Source organism: Nocardia sp. NPDC056100 (assembly GCF_042266325.1).
Classification (GTDB): Bacteria; Actinomycetota; Actinomycetes; order Mycobacteriales; family Mycobacteriaceae; genus Nocardia.
Map to the genome: position 1 here is coordinate 457,511 of NZ_JBHJVY010000004.1, position 22,799 is coordinate 480,309.

At 67.1% G+C, this 22,799-nt stretch carries 24 protein-coding genes; 13 read left to right on the forward strand and 11 right to left on the reverse strand.

Features of this window, described 5'->3' with window-relative positions; genetic code table 11:
• Positions 1-112: 112 nt before the first annotated feature.
• On the forward strand, positions 113-1,564 hold the full coding sequence (locus tag ACFC0O_RS32410) for an NAD-dependent succinate-semialdehyde dehydrogenase (RefSeq protein ID WP_375964653.1): 1,452 nt from the start codon (positions 113-115) through the stop codon (positions 1,562-1,564).
• Positions 1,565-1,812: 248 nt separating this feature from the next.
• Here ACFC0O_RS32410 and ACFC0O_RS32415 read toward each other — a convergent pair whose 3' ends face one another.
• The gene (locus ACFC0O_RS32415; RefSeq protein WP_364642437.1) at positions 1,813-2,139 is read right to left on the reverse strand and encodes a chorismate mutase; all 327 of its coding nucleotides are present in this window, start codon (positions 2,137-2,139) and stop codon (positions 1,813-1,815) included.
• Between the two features lie 323 nt (positions 2,140-2,462).
• Here ACFC0O_RS32415 and pcrA point away from each other — a divergent pair, with 323 nt between their 5' ends.
• Positions 2,463-4,937 (forward strand): DNA helicase PcrA, encoded by a 2,475-nt coding sequence (pcrA, locus tag ACFC0O_RS32420; protein ID WP_375964657.1) that lies wholly within the window; start codon positions 2,463-2,465, stop codon positions 4,935-4,937.
• Between the two features lie 66 nt (positions 4,938-5,003).
• On the opposite strand, the gene ACFC0O_RS32425 is transcribed toward pcrA, so the two are convergent.
• Entirely contained in the window at positions 5,004-5,792 is a 789-nt protein-coding gene (locus ACFC0O_RS32425) for a M23 family metallopeptidase (protein ID WP_375966380.1), read from the reverse strand.
• A 1,080-nt stretch (positions 5,793-6,872) separates the two neighbouring features.
• Here ACFC0O_RS32425 and sucC point away from each other — a divergent pair.
• The 6 genes from sucC to purH all read left to right on the forward strand — a co-directional run bounded on the left by sucC (position 6,873) and on the right by purH (position 14,113).
• Positions 6,873-8,039, forward strand: a complete 1,167-nt coding sequence (gene sucC, locus ACFC0O_RS32430; protein WP_364642428.1) for an ADP-forming succinate--CoA ligase subunit beta — start codon at positions 6,873-6,875, stop codon at positions 8,037-8,039.
• A 14-nt stretch (positions 8,040-8,053) separates the two neighbouring features.
• Positions 8,054-8,968, forward strand: coding sequence for a succinate--CoA ligase subunit alpha (sucD, locus tag ACFC0O_RS32435; RefSeq protein ID WP_364642425.1), 915 nt, complete (start codon positions 8,054-8,056; stop codon positions 8,966-8,968).
• A gap of 195 nt (positions 8,969-9,163) precedes the next feature.
• Positions 9,164-10,117, forward strand: a complete 954-nt coding sequence (locus tag ACFC0O_RS32440; RefSeq protein WP_375964662.1) for a DUF5336 domain-containing protein — start codon at positions 9,164-9,166, stop codon at positions 10,115-10,117.
• Between the two features lie 213 nt (positions 10,118-10,330).
• Entirely contained in the window at positions 10,331-11,812 is a 1,482-nt protein-coding gene (locus ACFC0O_RS32445) for a DUF6350 family protein (protein ID WP_375964665.1), read from the forward strand.
• 64 nt (positions 11,813-11,876) lie between these two features.
• Positions 11,877-12,530, forward strand: a complete 654-nt coding sequence (gene purN / locus ACFC0O_RS32450) for a phosphoribosylglycinamide formyltransferase (protein WP_364642977.1) — start codon at positions 11,877-11,879, stop codon at positions 12,528-12,530.
• Entirely contained in the window at positions 12,527-14,113 is a 1,587-nt protein-coding gene (purH, locus tag ACFC0O_RS32455; RefSeq protein WP_375964668.1) for a bifunctional phosphoribosylaminoimidazolecarboxamide formyltransferase/IMP cyclohydrolase, read from the forward strand. The genes purN and purH overlap by 4 nt, the downstream gene beginning before the upstream one ends.
• A 97-nt stretch (positions 14,114-14,210) precedes the next feature.
• Here the strand turns inward: purH and ACFC0O_RS32460 are convergent, their stop codons facing one another.
• On the reverse strand, positions 14,211-14,672 hold the full coding sequence (locus ACFC0O_RS32460; RefSeq protein ID WP_375964671.1) for a hypothetical protein: 462 nt from the start codon (positions 14,670-14,672) through the stop codon (positions 14,211-14,213).
• A 205-nt stretch (positions 14,673-14,877) separates the two neighbouring features.
• On the opposite strand from ACFC0O_RS32460, the gene ACFC0O_RS32465 reads away from it, so the two are divergent.
• A complete protein-coding gene (locus tag ACFC0O_RS32465; RefSeq protein ID WP_375964674.1) occupies positions 14,878-15,441 on the forward strand; it encodes a LysM peptidoglycan-binding domain-containing protein in 564 nt (187 codons plus the stop codon).
• Between the two features lie 220 nt (positions 15,442-15,661).
• On the opposite strand, the gene rpsR is transcribed toward ACFC0O_RS32465, so the two are convergent.
• Genes rpsR through rpmB form a run of 4 tightly spaced genes read right to left on the reverse strand, consistent with a single transcriptional unit; the run spans position 15,662 to position 16,675 of the window.
• The gene (rpsR, locus tag ACFC0O_RS32470) at positions 15,662-15,916 is read right to left on the reverse strand and encodes a 30S ribosomal protein S18 (RefSeq protein WP_354985278.1); all 255 of its coding nucleotides are present in this window, start codon (positions 15,914-15,916) and stop codon (positions 15,662-15,664) included.
• Positions 15,917-15,950: 34 nt separating this feature from the next.
• Entirely contained in the window at positions 15,951-16,256 is a 306-nt protein-coding gene (gene rpsN, locus ACFC0O_RS32475; protein ID WP_375964677.1) for a 30S ribosomal protein S14, read from the reverse strand.
• A 1-nt stretch (position 16,257) separates the two neighbouring features.
• Entirely contained in the window at positions 16,258-16,428 is a 171-nt protein-coding gene (rpmG, locus tag ACFC0O_RS32480; protein WP_364642403.1) for a 50S ribosomal protein L33, read from the reverse strand.
• A gap of 10 nt (positions 16,429-16,438) precedes the next feature.
• The gene (gene rpmB / locus ACFC0O_RS32485; RefSeq protein WP_364642400.1) at positions 16,439-16,675 is read right to left on the reverse strand and encodes a 50S ribosomal protein L28; all 237 of its coding nucleotides are present in this window, start codon (positions 16,673-16,675) and stop codon (positions 16,439-16,441) included.
• A 101-nt stretch (positions 16,676-16,776) separates the two neighbouring features.
• Between rpmB and mrf the strand changes: the two genes are divergently transcribed.
• Genes mrf through rpmF form a run of 3 tightly spaced genes read left to right on the forward strand, consistent with a single transcriptional unit; the run spans position 16,777 to position 18,557 of the window.
• A complete protein-coding gene (gene mrf, locus ACFC0O_RS32490) occupies positions 16,777-18,099 on the forward strand; it encodes a ribosome hibernation factor-recruiting GTPase MRF (protein WP_375964681.1) in 1,323 nt (440 codons plus the stop codon).
• 4 nt (positions 18,100-18,103) lie between these two features.
• Positions 18,104-18,382, forward strand: a complete 279-nt coding sequence (locus tag ACFC0O_RS32495) for a type B 50S ribosomal protein L31 (protein WP_364642393.1) — start codon at positions 18,104-18,106, stop codon at positions 18,380-18,382.
• Between the two features lies 1 nt (position 18,383).
• Positions 18,384-18,557 carry a 50S ribosomal protein L32 gene (rpmF, locus tag ACFC0O_RS32500; RefSeq protein ID WP_364642390.1) on the forward strand — a complete coding sequence of 58 codons (174 nt, stop codon included), beginning with the start codon at positions 18,384-18,386 and terminating at the stop codon, positions 18,555-18,557.
• Positions 18,558-18,767: 210 nt separating this feature from the next.
• Here the strand turns inward: rpmF and ACFC0O_RS32505 are convergent, their stop codons facing one another.
• On the reverse strand, positions 18,768-19,769 hold the full coding sequence (locus tag ACFC0O_RS32505; protein WP_364642387.1) for a DUF1906 domain-containing protein: 1,002 nt from the start codon (positions 19,767-19,769) through the stop codon (positions 18,768-18,770).
• 180 nt (positions 19,770-19,949) lie between these two features.
• On the opposite strand from ACFC0O_RS32505, the gene ACFC0O_RS32510 reads away from it, so the two are divergent.
• Entirely contained in the window at positions 19,950-20,756 is an 807-nt protein-coding gene (locus ACFC0O_RS32510) for a VOC family protein (protein WP_375964686.1), read from the forward strand.
• A gap of 99 nt (positions 20,757-20,855) precedes the next feature.
• Here the strand turns inward: ACFC0O_RS32510 and ACFC0O_RS32515 are convergent, their stop codons facing one another.
• From ACFC0O_RS32515 to ACFC0O_RS32525, 3 genes are read right to left on the reverse strand one after another with little or no spacing between them, the layout of a single operon-like run.
• The gene (locus ACFC0O_RS32515) at positions 20,856-21,674 is read right to left on the reverse strand and encodes a hypothetical protein (protein WP_364642381.1); all 819 of its coding nucleotides are present in this window, start codon (positions 21,672-21,674) and stop codon (positions 20,856-20,858) included.
• Positions 21,675-21,722: 48 nt separating this feature from the next.
• Positions 21,723-22,439, reverse strand: a complete 717-nt coding sequence (locus tag ACFC0O_RS32520) for an ATP/GTP-binding protein (RefSeq protein WP_364642378.1) — start codon at positions 22,437-22,439, stop codon at positions 21,723-21,725.
• On the reverse strand, positions 22,420-22,797 hold the full coding sequence (locus tag ACFC0O_RS32525) for a DUF742 domain-containing protein (protein WP_364642375.1): 378 nt from the start codon (positions 22,795-22,797) through the stop codon (positions 22,420-22,422). Before ACFC0O_RS32525 ends, ACFC0O_RS32520 begins: the two co-directional genes overlap by 20 nt.
• Positions 22,798-22,799: the final 2 nt, after the last annotated feature.

Sequence of the window (22,799 nt, forward strand, 5' to 3'; positions counted from 1 at the left end):
CAGGTAACACCGGCAACAAGTGGCCAAACCTGGCGAAGAGTACGAGCCTGACAGGGCCGCGAACCCACCGAAGCGCAGCGTAGGCAAAATCGCACAGCTTAGGGTGGATCGCATGGCTTCGGAACGCGAACTACTGGAATCCGTACCTACGAAGTTGTGGATCGGCGGACCCGTCGATGCCACCGGGGGAGGCACCTTCCCGGTGCGCAATCCGGCGACGGGGGAGACCCTGGTCGAAATCGCCGACGCCACTCCGGAAGACGCCGTCCGCGCGCTCGACGCGGCCGTCGCGGTGCAGGCCGAATGGGCCGCCACCCCGGCCCGGCAGCGCGGGGAGATCCTGCGCGCGGTGTTCGAGGCGATCACCGCGCGGTCCGAGGAATTCGCCCTCCTTATGACCCTGGAAATGGGCAAGGCGCTGCCCGAGAGCCGCAATGAGGTCCGCTACGGGGCGGAGTTCTTCCGGTGGTTCAGCGAGGAAGCTGTCCGGGTGCACGGCCGGTATCAGCCCGCGCCCGCCGGTGTCGGCCGCATTCTCGTGCACAAACAGCCGGTCGGGCCGTGTCTGGCCATCACCCCGTGGAATTTCCCGCTGGCCATGGGCACCCGCAAGATCGGCCCCGCGCTGGCCGCCGGTTGCACCATGATCGTCAAGCCCGCCAGCGAGACACCGCTGACCATGCTGCTGCTCGCTCAGCTCTGCCGTGACGCCGGCCTGCCGGACGGCGTGCTGTCGGTGATCACCACCAGTCATTCCGGTGCCGTCACGGCCCCGCTGCTGAACGATCCGCGCCTGCGCAAGCTCACCTTCACCGGATCCACCCCGGTCGGTAAGAAGCTCGTCGAGGCGTCCGCGCACGGTCTGCTGCGCACCTCCATGGAACTCGGCGGCAACGCGCCCTTCGTGGTCTTCGACGATGCCGATATCGACGCGGCGGTACAGGGCGCGGTGCTCGCGAAACTTCGCAATGGCGGCGAAGCGTGCACGGCCGCCAATCGTTTCCACGTCCAGAACTCGGTCCGGGAGGAGTTCACCCGGAAACTGGTGTCCGCCATGGCCGAATACAAGCTCGGCCCGGGTACCGATCCCGAGTCCACGCTCGGCCCGCTCATCAACGAGGACCAGCTGGACACCGTCACCGAACTGGTGGAGGACGCCGTATCCGCCGGTGCCCGAGTCGAATTGGGCGGTAAAGCGCCCGGCGGACCCGGCTGGTTCTATCCGGCCACCGTGCTCACCGATCTGCCCCCGCAGTCCCGCATCCTGCGCGAGGAGGTCTTCGGCCCGGTTGCCCCGATTGTCGGTTTCGAGACCGAGAAGGAGGGCCTGGCCGCCGCCAACAACACCGAATTCGGCCTGGTCGCATACGTTTACACGCAGAATCTGGACCGCGCGCTACGTATCGCCGAAGGCTTGGAAACCGGCATGGTCGGCGTCAATCGCGGCGTCATCTCCGATCCCGCCGCGCCCTTCGGTGGCGTCAAGGAATCCGGCTTCGGCCGCGAGGGCGGTTTCGAGGGCATCGAGGAATACCTCAACACCAAGTACATCGCCCTGCCCTGATCCGGCTCGGCTCATCCGGAAAATGAAGAACCGCCCCGGGGTAAGACACCCGGGGCGGCCTCTGGAAAGCGCTACTCGCTCGCACGAGTGTCGCGTGGTCTGTGTGGCAGCCTCTCGGCACACCGCACGTTGTATCGGCGGGAACGGTCTCCCGCGTTATCAACTTTCCTCAAAGAGGTGGATGACCGGCGAACACTCGGTGCCGATGAATCGATCTGCGGTACTGCTCGTGCCCGATTAGTCCTTTATCAGTGGCCGAGGCGGCCACGGCCCAGGCGCAGCAACAGCATGGCGAGGGTGTGACCCTCCTGGCCCAGCTCGCTGAAACGCTCCAGCACCTTCATCTCGCGCGAGTGCACGAGCTTGGTGCCGCCATTGGCCATTCGGGTGCGGCCGATAATGCGCGATACTTCGGTCCGGCGCTTGATGGCCGCCAGAATCTCGGCGTCGAGCTTGTCGATTTCCTTGCGCAGCTTGTCGATCTCCGCCTCCGAGGGCAGCGGCGCCGCCTCGGCGGGCATGGCGGAGTCCGCTCCGGTAGCAGGCTCGGATTGCCCCGTCGTCGAGATGCTCATACTTTCAACTCCTCGTGGTCCCAGAACGTCGATCGGCAGGCGGTCCCGACCCGTTACCGATCGGTTCTTCACCAAGAATCAGACCTCTTGCGCCCTACATTGTCCCCCGTACGGAGCGCTCAGGTGTATTCAGTAGCCAAAGCGCCGGTCATGGGGCCAAGTGTGCCATGCGGGGTAGGCAAACCAAAACGTCTTCGTTTGTGAATCTGCTGAGTTTTTCGTGCCGCGGCGTTCACTCCCGGTTCGCGAGACCGGCACTTATCGGACACCTTCTGCCGCCGGACTGCACACCTGTCGGTGGCCGCCGGTAGCGTGGATGGGCGATGAAGACGACGGTGGCACAGGATGAGCACAAGGCCGGGCAGACACTGCTCGAGGGGTTGAATCCGCAACAGCGCGCGGCGGTGGTGCACACCGGGAGTCCGCTGCTGATCGTGGCGGGCGCGGGGTCGGGAAAGACCGCCGTGCTCACCCGGCGCATCGCCTATCTATTGGACGCGCGCGGGGTCCGCCCCGGCGAGATCCTGGCCATCACCTTCACCAATAAGGCCGCCGCCGAAATGCGCGAGCGGGTGGCCGGACTGGTCGGGCCGCGCGCGGCGGGCATGTGGGTCTCCACCTTCCACTCCAGCTGTGTTCGCATTCTTCGCACCCAGGCCAATCTGGTGGCCGGGCTCAACTCCAACTTCTCCATCTACGACGCCGACGACTCACGCCGCCTGCTCGCCATGGTGAGCCGCGATTTCGACATCGACGCCAAGAAGTACACGCCGCGCCTGCTCGCCACCGCCATCTCCAACCTCAAGAACGAACTCATCGATCCGGCCCAGGCCGCCGCCGACGCCGAGACCGAAGAGGCCGAACTGCCGCGCCTGGTCGCCAAGGTCTACGACGAGTACCAGCGGCGGCTGCGCGCGGCCAACGCCATGGACTTCGACGACCTCATCGGCGAGACGGTCAGCATGCTGCAGCGGCATCCGCAGGTGGCCGAGTACTACCGGCGGCGCTTCCGGCACGTGCTGGTCGACGAATACCAGGACACCAACCACGCGCAGTACACGCTGGTGCGTGAGTTGGTCGGGCATCATCGGAGTTCCTGGGGTGATGACGACACCCTGGAACCGGCCTCCGATGATCGGGTACCGCCCAGCGAACTCTGCGTCGTCGGTGACGCGGATCAGTCCATCTACGCCTTCCGCGGCGCGACCATCCGCAATATCGAGGAGTTCGAGCGCGACTTCCCCGATGCGGAAACCATTCTGCTGGAACAGAATTACCGTTCCACCCAGCACATCCTGGCCGCCGCCAACGCCGTCATCGCGCGCAATGAGAACCGGCGCGAGAAGAAGCTGTGGACCGACTCCGGCGACGGTGAACTGATCGTCGGCTACGTCGCGGACAACGAGCACGACGAAGCCTCCTTCGTGGCGAAGGAGATCGACAAACTGGTCGATCAGGGCGATGCCAACTACAACGACGTCGCGGTCTTCTACCGCACCAACAACAATTCGCGCGCCCTCGAAGAGATCTTCATTCGAATGGGATTGCCGTACAAGGTCGTCGGCGGCGTGCGCTTCTACGAGCGCAAGGAGGTCCGCGATATCGTCGCGTACCTGCGCGTGCTGGAGAACCCGGATGACGCGGTGAGCCTGCGCCGGATTCTCAACACCCCGCGCCGCGGTATCGGCGATCGCGCCGAGGCGTGCGTGGCCGTGCACGCCGAACAGCGCAATATCGGCTTCGCACAGGCGCTCCGGGATGCCGCCGACGGCAAGGTGGCGCTGCTGAACACCCGTGCCGTGCGCGCCATCGCCGGATTCGTGGAACTGCTCGGCGAGATTCGCGCGGCGGGCGTACAGGAGGATCAGGACTTCCCGGATGTCGGCAATGTGGTCGAGGCGGTGCTCGATCGCACCGGCTACCGCCGCGAACTCGAGGCGTCGGACGATCCGCAGGACGGCGCGCGGCTGGACAACCTCAACGAATTGGTCAGCGTCGCCCGCGAATTCAGCTCCGAGGCGCGCAACAATGTCGAGGCCGCCCGCGCCGAGGGCCTGCTGCCCGAACAGGCCGAGGGCGAACCCGAACCCGGATCGCTCGCCGCGTTCCTGGAACGCGTGTCGCTGGTGGCGGACAGCGATCAGATTCCCGATGAGGGCACCGGCGTGGTCACCATGATGACCCTGCACACCGCCAAGGGCCTGGAATTCCCGGTCGTCTTCGTCACCGGCTGGGAGGACGGGCAGTTCCCGCATATGCGCGCCCTCGGCGATCCCACCGAACTGGCCGAGGAACGCCGCCTCGCCTACGTCGGCATCACCCGTGCCCGCCAGCGCCTCTACCTCACCCGCGCGGTGGTGCGCTCCGGCTGGGGTCAGCCCGTCTCCAACCCCGAATCCCGCTTCCTGCAGGAAATCCCGGGCCACCTGATGGACTGGCGCCGACTCGAACCCACCGTCTCGCAAACCGGCCGGAGCATGCGCCGCCGCGGCGAAGACGATGGCTTCGAACGCGATTGGACCCGCGGCGACGGCTGGTCCGAAACCCGGCCGGGCCTGCGCGGCGGTGGTGAGCGCCGTCCCTCCCCGTCCGCCTCCTCCGGCAGCGGTGCGGGCAAACGCAACAACACCGGCCTGGTCCTCGCCGTGGGCGACCGCGTCAGCGATGACAAATACGGCCTCGGCCGCGTGGTCGCCGCCGAGGGCTTCGGCACCCTCGCCACGGTCACCATCGACTTCGGCACCGCGGGCAAGATCCGCCTCATCCCGTCCTACAGCCGCACCCTCGTCAAACTCTGACCTGAAAAGCGAAGTGCCCACCCGATTGTCGATCGGGTGGGCACTTCGAAGGTATTCGCTTATCGCTCAGTCGCGCTGGATGCCGAGCGAGATGCCTCGGGAGGCGAGCCAGGGCAGCGGGTCGATCTTGTCGACGCCGTTGAGCCAGACTTCGAAGTGGCAGTGCGGGCCGGTGGAGAAGCCGCGGTTGCCGACGGTGGCGATCTGATCGCCCGCGAGGACGCGCTGGCCCGCGGAGACGGTCGCGGTGTCGATGTGGCCGTAGATGGTGACGGTGCCGTCATCGTGCAGCAGACGGACCCACATACCGAAACCCGAAGCGGGACCGGCCTCGAGGACCGTTGCGTCGGCTACGGCGTAAATGGGGGTGCCGATGGGGGCTGCCACGTCCACGCCGAGATGCTGGACACCCCAGCGGATGCCGAAACCCGAGGTGAAGTTTCCGGCGGCGAACTTGGTGAAGAGCGGGCGCAGTTTGGCGGCCTCGGCGGCGGCCAGATCCGACGCGTACTTCTGGCCCTTCTGCAGGATGTCGTTGAACTGGGTCAGATCAACGGGGGCACCGGAATTCAATACCTGCGGAGAGCCGGAGGTATCGCCGATGGTCTCGTTGGCGGACACCTCGCGCACCTGGGCGGCGGCCTGGTACTCGACGTTATCGGTATGCGTACTGGTTTCCATACCGGTCTGCCCGGCGGCGACCACCGCACCCGCGGCCACGGCCACCACGGCGGCGCGGCCCTTGAGCGAGTTCGGCGGGGTCGGAATGCGGTGCGTGCCACCGGCGCGGCGGCGTCCGCCGGCACGCGTGGGACGGTCCGCGGCCGAATCCGCGTCGTCCGCATGCTGATCCACGCGGGCGCCGTCACCGGAGAACTGGAGACTCGCGCCGGAGGCGGTGCGGAAGCTGTAGACCGGGCGGTACTCGCCCGAGGGTTCGGGATCGGCGGGCGCGTCCCAATCGGCGCGCGACTGCCCGGCCCATTCGTCGGAGCTCGGTGCGGCCCAGCCGTCGGCGGCGGGTGCGACCTGCGTCGCGGGAGAGTTCCACGCGCCCTGGTCATTCCAGTTCGCGGTGTTCTCCCACTGCGGCTGCGCTTCCCAGCGGGGTTCGGGCTGCCATTCCGTGGCGGACGCCGGCCAGCTGTCGGCCGGGGCGCTCTGCCAGTTCTCGGCCGGAGCCTCCCACTGCTGTGTGGGGGCGGCCACCCAGTTGGGCGCGGCGGGTGCCGGTGCGTCCCAGTTCTGCGAACCGGACCAATCACCGTGCGACACCTGCGAACGCGGCGCGTGGGCATCGAAGTGAGTTGCGCCGCCACCGTTTCCGGCCTCATCGCGATAGCGATGGCCGTGTTTGGCGCGACTGCGAGCTGGGAACGGACCTTCGCTCATCGGAGCTGGTCCGGAGACTGCCGCGGTGCTGACGGAGTGCCTGCGGAGCGGAGCTCTACCTGCGGAGCGCTGTGCTGCGTCAAGCCTGCCGTCCTCCTGTCGTGACCGGGTTGTGACATCGACCGCATCGACGGTAACGAAACGATTGCGGGTCAGCAAGCGATGGGAGTGGTTCGACGCGCACGTGTGACATTCATCACGTTGCGAGCCAACATTTCCTCACTGTGCTTTGGGTAACCGAGTGAGCATTGTCAACGACGACACGTAGTACCCCGTGTCACTCTCCGGGATTCGTGTGTCCCACCTGGCGCGCCGTCAACAAGCTACTCGCGAGTAGCATTGACCATGCGTTTTGCAAGCGTAGAGACAGTACCGTGACCTGCGCCACTTAGGCTGTATGCGGCTGATTTCGGCTCCATGTGACTGATTAGAGTCCGACCCGACCCGCTGGCTTTCGAGCGATCTGCACGCAGTCGCTACGGGGCCGACAACGGGCCGCCAACCCAGACGTTGTCACAACAACGCAGACGAGACGGTGAGTACATGGATCTCTTCGAATATCAGGCGAAGGAACTCTTCGTGAAGCACGGAGTGCCTTCGTCGGAGGGTCGCGTCACCGACACGGCCGAGGACGCGCGGGCGATCGCCGAAGAAATCGGCAAGCCGGTAATGATCAAGTCGCAGGTCAAGGTCGGTGGCCGCGGCAAGGCCGGTGGCGTGAAGTACGCCGCCACCCCGGACGACGCCTTCACCCACGCCCAGAACATCCTGGGCCTGGACATCAAGGGCCACATCACCAAGAAGATCCTGGTCGCCGAGGCGAAGGACATCGCCGAGGAGTACTACATCTCCTTCCTGCTGGACCGCTCCAACCGCACCTACCTGGCCATGTGCTCGGTCGAGGGCGGTATGGAGATCGAGGAAGTCGCGGTCAAGTCCCCCGAGCGTCTGGCCAAGGTTCCGGTCGACGCGGTCAAGGGTGTCGACCTGGCCTTCGCCCGTTCCATCGCCGAGCAGGGCCACCTGCCCGCCGAGGTGCTCGACGCCGCGGCCGTGACCATCCAGAAGCTGTGGGAGGTGTTCGTCAAGGAGGACGCCACCCTGGTCGAGGTCAACCCGCTGGTTCGCACCCCCAATGACGAAATCCTCGCCCTCGACGGCAAGGTCACCCTGGACGCGAACGCCGAGTTCCGCCACCCCGACCACGCGGAGTTCGCGGATATCGACGCGACCGATCCGCTGGAGCTCAAGGCCAAGGAGAACGACCTCAACTACGTCAAGCTCGACGGTGAGGTCGGCATCATCGGCAACGGCGCCGGTCTGGTCATGTCGACCCTGGACGTGGTCGCGTACGCCGGTGAGAACCACAACGGCGTGAAGCCGGCCAACTTCCTCGACATCGGTGGCGGCGCCTCGGCGGCCGTCATGGCCGCGGGCCTGGATGTCATCCTGGGTGATGCCCAGGTCAAGAGTGTGTTCGTGAACGTCTTCGGCGGCATCACCGCCTGTGACGCGGTCGCGAACGGCATTGTCGGCGCGCTGGAGACCCTGGGCGCCGAGGCCAACAAGCCGCTGGTCGTGCGCCTCGACGGCAACAAGGTCGAGGAGGGTCGCAAGATCCTCGCCGACTTCAACCACCCGCTGGTGACTCTCGCCCAGACCATGGACGAAGGCGCCGACAAGGCCGCCGAGCTGGCTGCGGCCAAGTAAGGACACGAACCAATATGTCTATCTTCCTGAACAAGGACAACAAGGTCATCGTCCAGGGCATCACCGGCGGCGAGGGCACCAAGCACACCGCGCTGATGCTGAAGGCGGGCACCAATGTGGTCGGCGGTGTGAACGCTCGCAAGGCGGGCACCACCGTGACCCACACCGACAAGGACGGCAACACCGTCGAGCTGCCGGTGTTCGCTTCGGTCGCCGAGGCCATCGAGAAGACCGGGGCCGACACCTCGATCGCGTTCGTGCCGCCGGCTTTCTCCAAGGACGCCATCATCGAGGCCATCGACGCGGAGATCCCGCTGCTCGTGGTCATCACCGAGGGCATCCCGGTGCAGGACACCGCGTACGCGTGGGCCTACAACGTGGAGAAGGGCAACAAGACCCGGATCATCGGCCCGAACTGCCCCGGCATCATCACCCCGGGTGAGTCGCTGGTCGGCATCACCCCGGCCACCATCGCGGGCAAGGGTCCGATCGGCCTGGTCTCCAAGTCGGGCACCCTGACCTACCAGATGATGTTCGAGCTGCGCGACTTCGGTTTCTCGACCGCCATCGGCATCGGCGGCGACCCGGTCATCGGCACCACCCACATCGACGCCATCGAGGCGTTCGAGAAGGATCCCGAGACCAAGCTCATCGTCATGATCGGCGAGATCGGCGGCGACGCCGAGGAGCGGGCCGCGGCCTACATCAAGGCCAACGTCACCAAGCCGGTCGTCGGCTACGTCGCGGGCTTCACCGCTCCCGAGGGCAAGACCATGGGCCACGCCGGCGCCATCGTCTCCGACGGTGCGGGCACCGCGCAGGGCAAGAAGGAGGCCCTCGAGGCCGCGGGCGTGAAGGTCGGCAAGACCCCGTCCGAGACCGCCGCTCTGGCGCGCGAAATCCTCGAAAAGGCCAGCATCACCGCCTGATACGCGAGAACACGCAGGGCCGCCTCCCACTCGTGGGAGGCGGCCCTCGTCGTTTCGGGGGGTTGATTTGGGCTGGCGGCGTGGCGAATTGGCCCTATTGCGGAATGGGCACGGCGGGTGGTAGGTGGTGCCGCTGGGGGTTTCGTGCAGTAGCGTCGGTGGGAGTTCGTGAACGACTCGATAGGAGACGACGACATGTCATACCCGACCGGGGGCTCGGGATACAACGGGCCCGCGCCGACGCCTTCCAACGCACCTGGCTATGGCTCGCAGCCCGCGGGTGCTCCCGCAGCAGGGTCGAGTACGACGGGCGTGGCGGGCAAGGGCCTTCCGTTCCTTCTCACCGTGGGCGTCGCCGCGCTCGGTGTGATCAACTTCCTGCTGGGTTTCGCGCCGTACAAGGGCAGCAAGGAACTCAGCCTCACGTACAACCTCTTCGAGTCGAATCCGTCGCTGGTCGGCATTCTGCTCTTCTCGGGTCTGCTCGCCGGACTTTCGTTGCTGCCCAAGCAGAATTGGACCGGGGTCGCGGCGGCCGCCGCGGTGACGGGTTTCCTGTCGATCCTGTTCAACTCGTTCACCGGTGACCTCGCCACCAAGTGGGGCGGCTGGGTGCTGGTGTTCCTGTCGCTGGTGCAGGCCGCGGTCGCGGTGATCGCGGTGCTGTTCGAGGTGGGCATCGTCAAGCCGCCCGCTCCGAAACCGGCCGCGCCGCAGGGCTTCGGGCAGCAGCAGCCGTTCGGTCAGAGCAGCGGCGGTTACCAGCAGCCGGGCTTCGGTCAGCAGGGTGGTTTCGGTCAGCAGCAGCCGTCCTTCGGGCAGCCGCCGCAGCAGCAGGGCCAGCCGTCCGGGTACGGCACCGGTGGTCAGTACCCGCAGCAGCCGTCCTACGGTCAGCAGCCCGCGGGATACGGCACCGGGTCGCAGCCGCAGCCGAGTTACGGTCAGCAGTCGTACGGTCAGCCGCAGCCGGGTGGATACAGCCAGCAGCAGCCGTCCTACGGCCAGCCCGCCGGTAATGAGAACGCCACCCAGCACTTCGGCGCGCAGCCGCCGCGCCCGGCCCAGCCGTTCGGTGGCGAACAGGCCGCCGATCCGGCCGCCGACGCGACTCGCGCGTTCCGTCCGGGCCAGGACGACAAGCAGTAGCGACACCCAGTTCGAAGGAACGGCCCCCGGTATTCACCGGGGGCCGTTCGCTATTCGGGCCCACTCCCGCCATCCCGGCCGGCAGCGCGCCGGGGTTGACGAGGGCTCTACCTGGCACAACGCCGGGAATTGTCCGGCGCGCCTGTCCCTTCCGGCCGGAGCGAACTGACAGGCTGGTTTTCCATGAGTGCGCCGAGAACTACCCTGGCTCGGGTGACCGATGAGGATGTGCGGAAAATGCCGCGGGGTCCGGTCTCGGTGGGCGGGGGCGGATTCGGGTCGCTCACACCGGAGCGGGCCCGGGTGTTGTTCATGGTGGCGGCGCGCGCGTCCGGCATCACACTGCTGATTATTTTCGCGCTGGTGTTCGGGACGCTGCTGGCCGCGGGGAGCGGGCTGTCGGGGGCTTCGGGGGCGATTTCGGCGAGCTGGCTTGCGGTGCATCAGGTTCCGCTGACCATCGGCCGCACCACGATCGGATTGTGGCCGCTGCTGCCGACCGGGCTGATCCTGTGGCTGGTGGCCCGCGATTGCGCGAAGGCGGCCGATCACTGTGCGGCCGAGGGGGATTGCACGCCGGTGGATCTGGCCTGGATCGCGGGCGCGGCGGTGGGCGGGCCGCTGCTGGTGACCGCGGTCTGCCTGGCGGTCGCCGATGACGCGTCCGCGGTGGTGGCATTGCAGCCGCCGCATACGCTGGTCGCGTTCGCCTGGGTGATCGCCCTGCACCTGCTGGCCGCGGTCGCCGGTGTGGGCGCGCGGCACTGGCGTGATTTCGCCGAACTGCTGCCGATTCCCCTGCCGCAGTGGCTGGTTCCGGGCGTGCGGGCCGGAATGCGCGCGGTCTGGCGGCTGCTGCTGGTGGCCGCCGCGCTCACGGTGCTGTCGTTCCTGCTGCACTGGTCGCGGATCGGCGATACCTATCACACGGCCGGAAATATCGCGGGCGCACTGGGTTTGACGCTGGTATCGCTGGCGTATCTGCCGAACGCGCTGGTGGACGCGGTGAGCGTGCTGCTCGGCGGTGAGGTGCACATCGGTGCGGGTTCGCTGAGCCTGTTCGGCATCGAGGGCGCGCCGGTTCCGGCGGTGCCGCTCATGGCGGCCGTGCCGTCGGGTCCGGTGGCGGCCTGGTGGCTGGTCTTCCTCATCGCTCCGGCCGCCGTCGGCGTGCTCGGTGGCCTGGATTGCGGCCGCACCACCGGTGATCGCCCCACCGCGCCCTGGGCGACCCTCACCTCCGCGGGTGTGGCGGCGCTGCTGCTCACGCTGCTCGGCGGTATCGCGGGCGGTGAGCTGGGCACCTTCGGCTGGATCGGCCCCAATGTGTGGATCGCGGCGATCCTGGCCTTCGTCTGGTTCGCCCTCGCCGGGTATATCGGCATGCTCGCGGCGCGCTGGTTCGCGCCCGCCCCGGCGGTCGAATACGACTACGACGATACGGAATACGACGTCCGATACGAGGACGCGGACTACGACTACGCCGACGACTACTACGCGGACGACGAGTACGAGGACGACTACTACGACGATGACGATCCGGGTCACGTGGTCGAGGTCGACGGCGAACTGCTCGACGAACCCTTCGCGCTCGACGAGGAATCGCCGCGCGAATCGGACGAGAACTCCGACATCGTCGACGCCGAAGTGGTAGAGGGAGACCTGCCGGACCACCCGGGAGTGGACGGTCGTTAGGCTCTAAGGCGGCGGAGCGCATTCCGCCTTTCCCTTTCCGCCCGATACCCCAGGGAGTAGTGCGCTGAGTTCCACGCCCGCCCAGCTGCTACCGCCGACCGCGCCCGCGACCGTCGTCGTGCTCGCCTCCGGCACCGGTTCACTGCTGCGTTCGCTGCTCGAAGCCACTCGGGAGCCGGGCTATCCGGCCCGGGTCGTGGCCGTCGGTGTGGATCGCGATTGCGCCGCCACCGACCACGCCGAGGAGTTCGACATCTCGGCCTTCGCGGTGGAGCTCGCCGATTTTCCCGATCGTGCCGCCTGGGATTTCGCGCTGACCCAGATCGTCGACGCGTTCCAGCCGGATCTGGTGGTCTCCGCGGGGTTCATGAAGATCCTGGGCCCGCAGTTCATGGCGCGCTTCGCCGGCCGGATCATCAATACCCATCCCGCGCTGCTGCCCGCTTTCCCGGGCGCGCACGGGGTGCGGGACGCGCTGGCCTACGGGGTCAAGGTCACCGGTTCGACCGTGCACCTGGTCGATTCGGGTGTGGACACCGGGCCGATTCTCGCGCAGGAGGCGGTCGCGGTGCTGCCGGATGACGATGAGGCGACCCTGCACGAGCGCATCAAGGTTGTGGAGCGACGGCTGCTGGCGGAGACCGTCGCCGCCGTCGCGATCCGAGGCATTGTCTCCGATGGACGAAAGGCAGTTATCCCAGATGAGGTTCTCCGGTGAGTGAACGTAAGCCGATTCAGCGGGCCCTGGTCAGCGTCTACGACAAGACCGGCCTGATCGAACTGGCCACCGGCCTGCACGCCGCGGGCGTGGAGCTGGTGTCGACCGGTTCGACCGCGAGCAAGATCGCCGACGCGGGCATCCCGGTCACCAAAGTCGAAGACCTGACCGGTTTTCCGGAGACCCTGGACGGTCGCGTCAAGACCCTGCACCCGCGCGTGCACGCGGGCATCCTGGCCGACACCCGCAAGGATGAGCACCTCGATCAGCTGGTCGAACTCGGTGTCGAGGCGTTCCAGCTGGTCGTGGTGAACCTGTACCCGTTCACCCAGACCGTGGCCAGTGGCGCGAGCATCGACGAATCGGTCGAGCAGATCGATATCGGCGGGCCGTCCATGGTGCGCGCCGCCGCCAAGAACCATCCGTCCGTCGCGGTGGTCGTGGACACCGGTGAGTACGACAGCGTGCTCAAGGCCGTGCAGGGCGGCGGTTTCACCTTCGCCGAGCGAACCGCGCTGGCCGCCAAGGCTTTCCAGCACACCGCCACCTACGATGTGGCTGTGGCCAGCTGGATGACCAGCGTCGCGGTTCCGGCCGCCGAGGCCGCCGACGGCGTGGAAACCGATGCGTCGCAGCGTTTCCCGGCCTGGGTAGGCGCGACCTGGACTCGTGATTCGGTGCTGCGTTACGGCGAGAACCCGCATCAGGGTGCCGCGCTGTACACCAGCGAAGCCGGTGCGCGGGGGCTGGCGCAGGCGACGCAGTTGCACGGCAAGGAGATGTCGTACAACAACTACACCGATGCCGATGCCGCCTGGCGGGCCGCGTACGACTTCGAACTGCCCGCGGTCGCGGTCATCAAGCACGCCAATCCCTGTGGCGTTGCGGTGGCTTCGGATATCGCCGAGGCGCATCGCAAGGCGCACGCCACCGATCCGGTCAGCGCGTACGGCGGCGTCATCGCGGCCAATCGCGAGGTGAGTGTGGAGATGGCCGAGCAGGTCGCGGAGATCTTCACCGAGGTCATCGTCGCGCCCGGGTACGCCAACGGCGCGGTGGAAGTGTTGCAGCGCAAGAAGAATGTGCGCGTGCTCGTCGCCACCCCCGCCCAGCGCAAGGGTGTGGAATTGCGTCCGGTCAGCGGCGGACTGCTGCTGCAGGACCGCGATATCCTCGACGCCGAGGGCGACAGCGCGGCCAACTGGACGCTCGCCGCCGGTGAGGCCGCCGATGCCGCGACCCTCGCCGATCTCGAATTCGCTTGGCGGGCTTGCCGTTCGGTGAAGTCGAACGCGATCCTGCTGGCGCACGACGGTGCGGCCGTCGGTGTGGGCATGGGTCAGGTCAACCGGGTCGACTCCTGCAAGCTGGCCGTTGACCGTGCCGGTGAGCGCGCGCAGGGTGCGGTGGCCGCGTCCGACGCGTTCTTCCCGTTCTCGGACGGTCCGCAGATCCTGGTGGAGGCGGGCGTGCGCGCCATCGTGCACCCGGGTGGGTCCATCCGCGACAAGGACACCATCGAGCTGTGCCGCGAGGCCGGTGTCACGCTGTACCTCACGGGTTCGCGTCACTTCGCGCACTGAGTGAAAGCCCAGCGGGCGTAAGGAATTTCGGAGCCGGTTGCGGATCGTGAGAGCGATTCGCAACCGGCTCCGTACTTTCGGCGGTATCGGTGTGTAACTACTTGGCGCTGACCACGTTTCGATCACCGATCGGGGACTTCAACGGAAGTTCCAGGCTGCCGAAAACGGCGATCATGGTGCACATGCGGCCCACCGCGTCGGGCCGGGTGCCCGAACGCAGCGCGATGCTCACCGTCTTATCCGTCTCGGTGACGGTGGCGTCGACGCCGTAGCATTCGGGGGAGCCGGTGGTGAAGTTGACCGCGATCCGGTCGGGGGCGACGCGGGTCCAGCTGTCGAAGGACAGCGGATGCGGGTTCACGATGCCGGGATCGGCGGTGAAGGCACGGCCTAGTTGACCCTGCGGCGCTTCGGTGGGGGCGGGATCCGCACTGGTGGTGGTGCTGCTGACTTGCGTTCGGTCGCCGGTCTTTTCGGTATCGCCGCAGGCGGCGACGGCCAGGCTGAGCAGCGCGGCGAGAGCGGTGGCGGTGAGGCGGCGGCCTCGGGTCCCGTACATGCGGACCACCCTAACGGTCCGACCGGTCGGGGCGGATATGACGCCATAGCGAACTCCTAGCGACAGTGAGCCAAATTATCCGGGGACTCGGCGCGTAATCCGCACCCGGACCGGGGCGGGAGCAGTAACCTCGGTAGGAGATGTGCGAATGCACTTACGCGCCATCGAATTATCTGTAGCTCTCCCCCTCCGGAAAGGACGCACCGTGGGCGACGCATTGAAGGTTGGCGAAGAACTTGGTCTCGGAGACTCGCTCAAGGGCGGCGCATATTCTCTGACTCTGCAGAATGACGGCAACCTCGTGTTGACCGATCCGAGCGGCAAGGTCGAATGGGCCTCCGCCACCAATGGCCAGGACGTCACGCGCGCGGCGCTGCAGGCGGACGGCAATTTCGTGCTCTACAAGGGTGACGGCAGCGCCGCCTGGTCCACCGAGACCAACGGCAAGTCCGTGGACCGTCTCGTGGTTCAGCCGGACCGCAACGTGGTCATCTACGGCGACGGCGGCCCCGTGTGGTCCACCGAGACCAACACCGACAACCCGATCGCCGCTCCGGTCGAAGAGGTCGTCACCCAGGCCGCGGCCGTCGAAGAGGTGCCCCCGCCGCCGCCGGCCGCCCAGACCTACACGGTCGAGTCCGGTGACACCCTGTGGGCGATCGCCGAGCGCTTCTACGGCGACGGCAACCGCTACCAGCAGATCGCCGACGCCAACGGCATCCCCAACCCCGACGCCATCAACGTCGGCCAGGTCCTGACCATCCCGTAAATCCCGGGATACCCAGAACTGAAAGAGGCCCCCGAGTGCAAGCACTCGGGGGCCTCGCCGTAATGAGGGGGAGAACTCCCAGAGTCACCGCCCCCGGGGCAGCGCACGCCTCGTGCACGCCTTGGTGCGTGGGACCTCCACCCCGCCCCACAATGCGCTGTGCCCCCGATGCGTAAGCATCGGGGGCACAAGGGTTTTCAACACCGGGGCGCGAGCTGCGTCAGCGGCTCGTGAAAGGCAGCAGGGCCATTTCGCGGGCGTTCTTCACGGCGATGGCGACCTGGCGCTGCTGTTGCGGGGTCAGGCCGGTTACGCGGCGGCTGCGGATCTTGCCGCGGTCAGAGATGAAGGTGCGGAGCAGGTTCACGTCCTTGTAGTCGACGTATTCGACGCCGGCTGCGATGAGTGGGTTCTTCTTGGGCTTGCGGCCCTGCTCGGCGCGGACCTTCTTCGACGGTGCTCGCTTCACTGCCATGTCAGCGGTTCCTTCTCACGAGATCTGTGGGTGCCTACCAGCTCGATTTGTGTACACCGGGTAATTCTCCGCGGTGAGCCATCTCGCGGACACGTATTCGCGAGAGGCCGAACTTTCGAAGATGACCACGCGGGCGTCCGTCCGCGGCGTCCCGATTGCGCAATCGTACCGGACTGGCATCGCGGGGCAGCCGCGCGAGGGCGGTCTGCGCGGCGGCCCGATTCTCCGCTGACGTGGTGGGTTTGCGGATGAGCTCCTTGAGTTCCGCGCGCCGTTCCGCGTAGCGCGCGACAATCCGTTTGCGCTCTTCGTTTTTCATGATTTTCGACTTCTTGGCCATATCAGCGGCCTTCCTTGAAGTCGACGTGCCTGCGTACGACGGGATCGTATTTGCGCAGGGTCATGCGGTCCGGGTTATTGCGCCGGTTCTTGCGGGTGACGTAGGTGTACCCGGTTCCGGCGGTGGATACGAGTTTGATGATCGGCCGGAGTTCGGTCGATTTCGATGCCATCTGCTGCTCCTCAGATCTTCTGGCCGCCGGCGCGCAGCCGGGCGACGACCGCTTCGATGCCGTCGCGGTCGATGGTCTTGATGCCCTTGGCGGAGACGTTCAGCGTGATGCGCCGGTCCTCGCTGGGCAGGTAGTAGGTCTTGCGCTGGATATTGGGGTTCCAGCGCCGGTTGGTCCGGGTGTGCGAGTGCGATACGGACTTGCCGAATCCGGGCTTGCGTCCGGTGACCTGGCAGATTGCCGACATGAGCACCCCTTCCTGCAGATGACAATCGTTTTCGACAACGGGTTTATTCCAATGTACGCTGAGGCATCTGTAAATGAAAATCGTTGTCGAAAGGGGTTCCGGTGGACGACCGAACACCCGTGCTGGTCATTGCGGGCCTGCCCGGCCGCGCGGCCGAGGGCGTACAGCGCGCCGCGCGGCGGCTGGGCGCCGAACCCGGCACCGTCGTGGTCCGGCACGACCTGTCCGAACTCCACGAGGGCGTGGTGCGCCGCACCGCGTATCTGAACGGCCGCGTGGACGCGACCGTGCTCGAACTCGCGCACGGCTGTGTCTCCTGCACGCTGCGCGCGGATCTGCTGCCGTATCTGTGCCTACTGGCACAACGGGATTCGGTGCGCCGCATCGTGCTCGCACTGGATCCGGCCTTCGAGGCGGAGGCGGTCTGTCAGGCCATTCGCGATGTGGTGGTGAGCGGAGTGCCGGGCCGGGTGGACGGTCCGGCCGGGCGCAGCGTGCGCATCGAGACGGTGCTCACCTGCCTCGATGCCCGCGACTGGCTGACCGATGCCACCGGTGACGACACGCTCGCCGATCGCGGTCACGCCACCGCCGAGGACGACCGCACCATGGCGCAGCTGGCCGTCGGCCAGGTCGAATTCGCCGACGCCCTATTGGGTTTCGACGGCGGCGCGGATCCGGATGAGCGCATGCGCACCGCCGCGGTGCTGGCCCGGCTGGCCCCGCGAGCGCCGATCGCCTGGCTGGACGAACCCGCCTCGCTCGGACAGCACGCGCCCTCCGAAATGCTGCGCGCCGACGCGCTTTTCGGTCTGCTGGACCGGGTCCCGTCCGATGCCCGGCGCGGTGCGGCCTTCGATCCGCATGCGAGCCTGCTGCGCGGTGAACCTCCGCTGGAGCCGGATTGCGGTGTGGCACTGCTGGAATTCGACACCGACCGCCCCTTCCATCCGGACCGCCTGCATTCGGCGATCGACGCACTGCTCGAGGGAGTGGTGAGCGCGCGCGGCCGGGTATGGCTCGCCACCCAGCCCGACGAGGTGGTGTGGCTGGAGTCCGCCGGTGGCGGCCTGCGCATCGGCGGGGCCGGAAAATGGCTGGCCGCAATGACTTCCGCGGAGCTGGACGAGCTCGCGCGGGCCGATCCGGAGCGGCACATGATGGCCTCGCTGCGCTGGGACGAGCATTTCGGCGATCGGCATTCGTCGCTGGTGATCCTGGTGCACGACGCCGATGCCGAGGAGATCCGGCACGCACTGCACTGGGCGCTGGTCGACGAGGACGAACTGCGGCAGGTGCGTTTCGCTCCCGAGCGGGTGGCGCTGTGGCACGACCCGTTCGGTGATCAGCACGAGGATCCGTGCGACACAACCGTATCCACGCCGGGCACCGGTGACGCCGGTTCCCGCACGAACGAAAGGTGAGGCGATGAAAGCGGGAATCCATCCCGATTACCATCCGGTGGTCTTCGAGGACGCCGGTACCGGAAAGCGTTTCCTGACCCGCTCGACCGCGACGTCGGCGCGCACCATCGAATGGGAGGACGGCAATTCCTATCCGCTCATGGTGGTCGACGTGACCTCGGATTCGCATCCGTTCTGGACGGGTTCACATCGAGTCCTCGATACCGCGGGTCGCGTGGAGAAGTTCGAACGCCGCTATGGCAAACGCGTGCGCGGCAATTCCATCGTGCAAGAGGAGAATTGACATGGCGGTTCCGAAGCGGCGGATGTCGCGATCGAATACCCGCAGTCGGCGTTCGCAGTGGAAAGCGACCGCGCCGGATCTGATTCCGGTCACGGTGGGCGGTGTGGAGTATCGGATTCCGCGCAGGCTGGCGCGTGCGGTGCAGCTCGGCCTGCTGGATCCGGCCGACCTCTGATCGAGGATGCGGATCGGGGCGGTGTCGCCGACGCCGGACCTTATCGGCGTGTTCCAAAAAGTCTTCTCAAAGTTGTGAATCCGTGGCCTGGCGACGGTATTCTCGGGGCCGAGGGCGGGTTCTTCTGACTACAGAAGAACCCGCTCATCGCCACTTTCGGGGGTGTTTACCCGCATTGCGCACCGGATAAATTCCGACAAATCAGCCAATTCACTTGTCCACTGCGGCAATGGGACTCGCCGATTCGGTGGATTGTCCGTTCTTGGGCGAATCGCCCCATCCGGGTAGCGGCAGATCCGGCAGTAACTGCTCGAGCCGCCCCAGTCCGTCGGCCAGTACCGTCGCGGGTCCTTCGATGAGCGAGAACGGGAACGGCCAGTGATGTCCGGAGAGCCGGGCCACCTCGGCGGCCAGCTCCGCGGTGGTGGCCTCCAGATCGCTGACCTCCGTGCGCAGTTCGTCGATCTTCGTCAGCGCGGCGGCGAGCCCGTCCACCACGGTGCGATGGTTGCCCGCGGCATCGTCGCCGAGCTGCGGCCAGCCCGCGAGACCCGGACCGCGCAGCTGGGTCTGGATGTCCCGGAGTATTTCGTCCTGTTCGGGAGTCAAGTCCTGTTCCTCCGATTCGAAATCCCATTGGCCGAAATCCGCGTAGTCGGTTTCGTTCACATCGCATTCGACGCCGTCCACCACGACCTGCCTGCCGGTCTGGAACAGCTGGGCGCGCGGCTCGCGGTTGCTTCCGGACCAGGCGATGGTCTGCCAGGCCCAGGTCGCGATGCCCGCGTCCAGCGCCCGGCTCACCGGCCAATAGCCGCCGTAGATACCGACATTCGCGCGCCCGAGCACCGAGGCCGCGCCATCGAGATAGGCGTTGATCGGCTCCTGCTGCGGCGGCGTGGCGTCGAAATCTGCGGAGAAGTAGATGGGCCGGTCCGGCCGCCCGCCGCAGCGCAGCACCCGCGCCAGCGCCGCGCGCGCGTCGGTGACGCCCGCGCCGTAGCCGTCCAGCATGCGGGCCGCCGTGGTCTCCCAGTTGGACACGATCGAAACACCGTGCGCGCGTAGATCGTCCGCTTCGGCGGGGGTGAGGATCTTGCCGGGCAGGGATGGCCCGCCCTCGGAGAGGTAGCGGACCACGAAGTCGAAACCGGCCGCCCGGATCGCGCTCGCGGCGGGGCGGCCTGCGGCGTAATCCAGCCCGAAACGCATGACACCCACTGTAATTCGCCGTGCGCGCGGACCGCGCGGCATTCCCGAAGTCGATCTGTCCGACCTGGTGAACTCCGTGAATTTGTCGCCCTGCGGTGGTTGACTGGACCCGGCTGTGTGATCGGCGTCACTACAACCGCTATTGATTACTTTGCAGTACTTCAGAAACGGAGATGACCGATGCCTGTACGCGAGGAGGCGTGGCCCCCGGGCACGCCGTGCTGGGTCGACTGCCAGGTCGACGATCCGGCCAAGGCCGGTGAGTTCTACGCGGCGCTGTTCGACTGGGACGTTCAGGGCGGCGGGGAGGACACCGGGGGATATCTGATGGCATTCCGCGACGGGCAGCCCGTCGCGGGCATCGGACCCAAACCCGAAGCGGGCGTGCCCTCGGTGTGGACCACCTATTTCGCGGTACTGGACGCCGATGCCAGTGCCGAGGCGGTCACCGCGGCGGGCGGGCGCATGCTGGTGCCGCCCTTCGATGTGATGGAGTTCGGCCGCATGTTCGTCGCCGCGGATAACGCGGGCGCACCGTTCGCGGTGTGGGAGGCGCGGGCGCACAACGGCGCGGCCGTGCACAGCGAACACGGTGCGTACACCTGGAACGATCTGCACACCGGCGACTACGACGCGGCGAAGACGTTCTACGCCAGCGTCTTCGGATTCACCTGCGCCGAATTCGACGATGCCACCATGCGTTACGCGACGCTGGTGCCGCCGGGCCGCACCGATCCGGTGGGCGGCATCAACGACGACACCGCCAACGGCGCCGCGCCCGAACAGCCCTACTGGCTCACCTGGTTCCAGTTCGACGGCCTGGACGACGGCCTGCGGCGTGCTGCGGAATTGGGCGCGACGGTGCTGATGCCCGCCCAGGACGGCCCGTTCGGCCGCATGGCGGTGCTGGCCGCCCCGCAGGGCGAGCTGTTCGCCCTGCTCGATCCGAGCCGGATGACGGGGGAACCGCCCGCGATCAAGAACTGAGCCGAACCGGCCGATAGCCGAGCCGAATCGGCAACGGCCCGAAAGACATCGGGGCCGGTACCGCGACTGCGGTACCGGCCCCGAGACGTTTTCGGTGAATCAGCGCACGGATGTCTTGACGCGCCCGGACTTCCGCGACGACACCGCCAGCGACGCGCTGTGCGTGAGGTCGGGTTCGGCCGGTGCGGGCGCCTGCCGGGCCTCGCGGCGATCGGGCGCGACCAGGATCGCGGTGATCGGAATCGCCAGGGACAGTGAGCCGATGATGAAGAACGGCACGAAGAAGTTGAACAGCTCGTCACCCTCGGGAATCGCCGCCGTGGGGTCCACGTGCACCTGGAGTCCGGTGAGCCCGGCGTAGTGCATACCGGTCACCATGACCGCGTAGGCCAGCGATCCGGCCATCAGCACCGGAACCGTGCGGGCCCACAGGCTGAACCACATCATCAGCGCGGACAGCACCCCGGCGATCACGTACACCGCGACGACCGATACCAGGCTGCGCTCGGTGGTGCCCTGCACCCGGATGGCCGAGAGCAGCAGCAGGTGCACGGTGCCGAGCCCGCCCGCCATGATCAGCGCGCCGGCCACCAGCCGCAGCCAGTTCAGGTTCTTACCGGCGACCACCAGTCCGACGAAGACGGTCAGCCCGGACAGCGCCGAGAACAGCGTGGTCATGGTGGTGTCGTAGCGCAGCGTGGTGCCCTTGACCCCGAAACCGAGCATCGAGACGAATACCGAAAGGGCAACGCCGACACCGCCGATGGAGCTGGCGGCCACGAACAGCCAGAGCAGCCGGAAGCGGGTCGTCACCGATTTGGTGGATTGCCGGATGCACGCGAGCCCGCATGACACCCCGGCAAGAGACACGATCAGCGCCAGGCCGATCACCCAGTAGCCCATCGAGAAGTAGATCACCCAGAAACCCCTGCCTGCCTTCGTATCTCCCGTGCGTGCGGCGAATGTCTAGCCGCGCCGGGCGGTTTCGCGCTGTGCGTTCATGAGTCGTTCGATGGCGTACTCGGTGACCGCCGCCAGCGACCGCCGCACCTCGCCCGGATCGCGGGCGTCGATATCGACGATCGGCACGCCCTCGCGCACGCTGAGCGCCTCGCGCAATTCGGCGACCGGGAAGCGCGGTGCGTCCGGGAAGCGGTTGACGGCGATCAGGAAGGGCAGTTTCTTGGCCTCGAAGAAGTCGACGGCGGCGAAGCTGTCCTCGATGCGGCGGGTGTCGACCAGCACCACCGCGCCGATGGCGCCCTTGATGAGGTCGTCCCACATGAACCAGAAGCGGCGCTGGCCGGGCGTACCGAACAGGTACAGCACCAGATTGCCGGGCAGGATGATGCGCCCGAAATCCATGGCCACCGTGGTGGTTTCCTTACCGGGCGTGGCGGCGAGGTCGTCGACCCCGTCGGACATGCCGGTCACCATCGCCTCGGTGCGGAGCGGAACGATTTCCGAGACCGCGCCGACGAAGGTGGTCTTGCCCGCGCCGAAGCCGCCGGCCACCACGATCTTGGTGGAGGCCACGGTCCGGTACTCCTCGCCCGGGCGAGGCGGGTACTGCTGCGCTACAGCCGGATTCGCGTACTGCTGACCCGGATACTGGGGCCCACCGCTGGGGTACTGCGGTGCGCCCCCGTTGTAGCTCCCGCCGTCAAAGGGCGCGGAGTCCATGCAGTGTCCTCTCCATCAAAGAACGGCGCTCGTCGTAGGTCGCCTGGTCGCTCAGGGTCGAATGCACGCGCAGGGTCCCGGCGACGACGAGATCACCGATCACGACCCGGATCATGCCCAGTGGCCGCTGCAGGTGCGCCGCGATCTCGGCGACCGACAGGCGTGCGGTACCCATACGCAGGATCTCGGTGCGGATGTCACCGGCGGGCCAGTCGAAATGGGCGGTGTAGGAAAGTGTTTCGACGACCGCCTCGAGCGGCAGGTCCACTGCCGGTTCGGTGCGGCCGGAGGTCAGCGCGTACGGGCGGACCCTGCTGGTCGGACGAGACCCGCCCACGCCCCCGTTTGAAGTTGTCATCG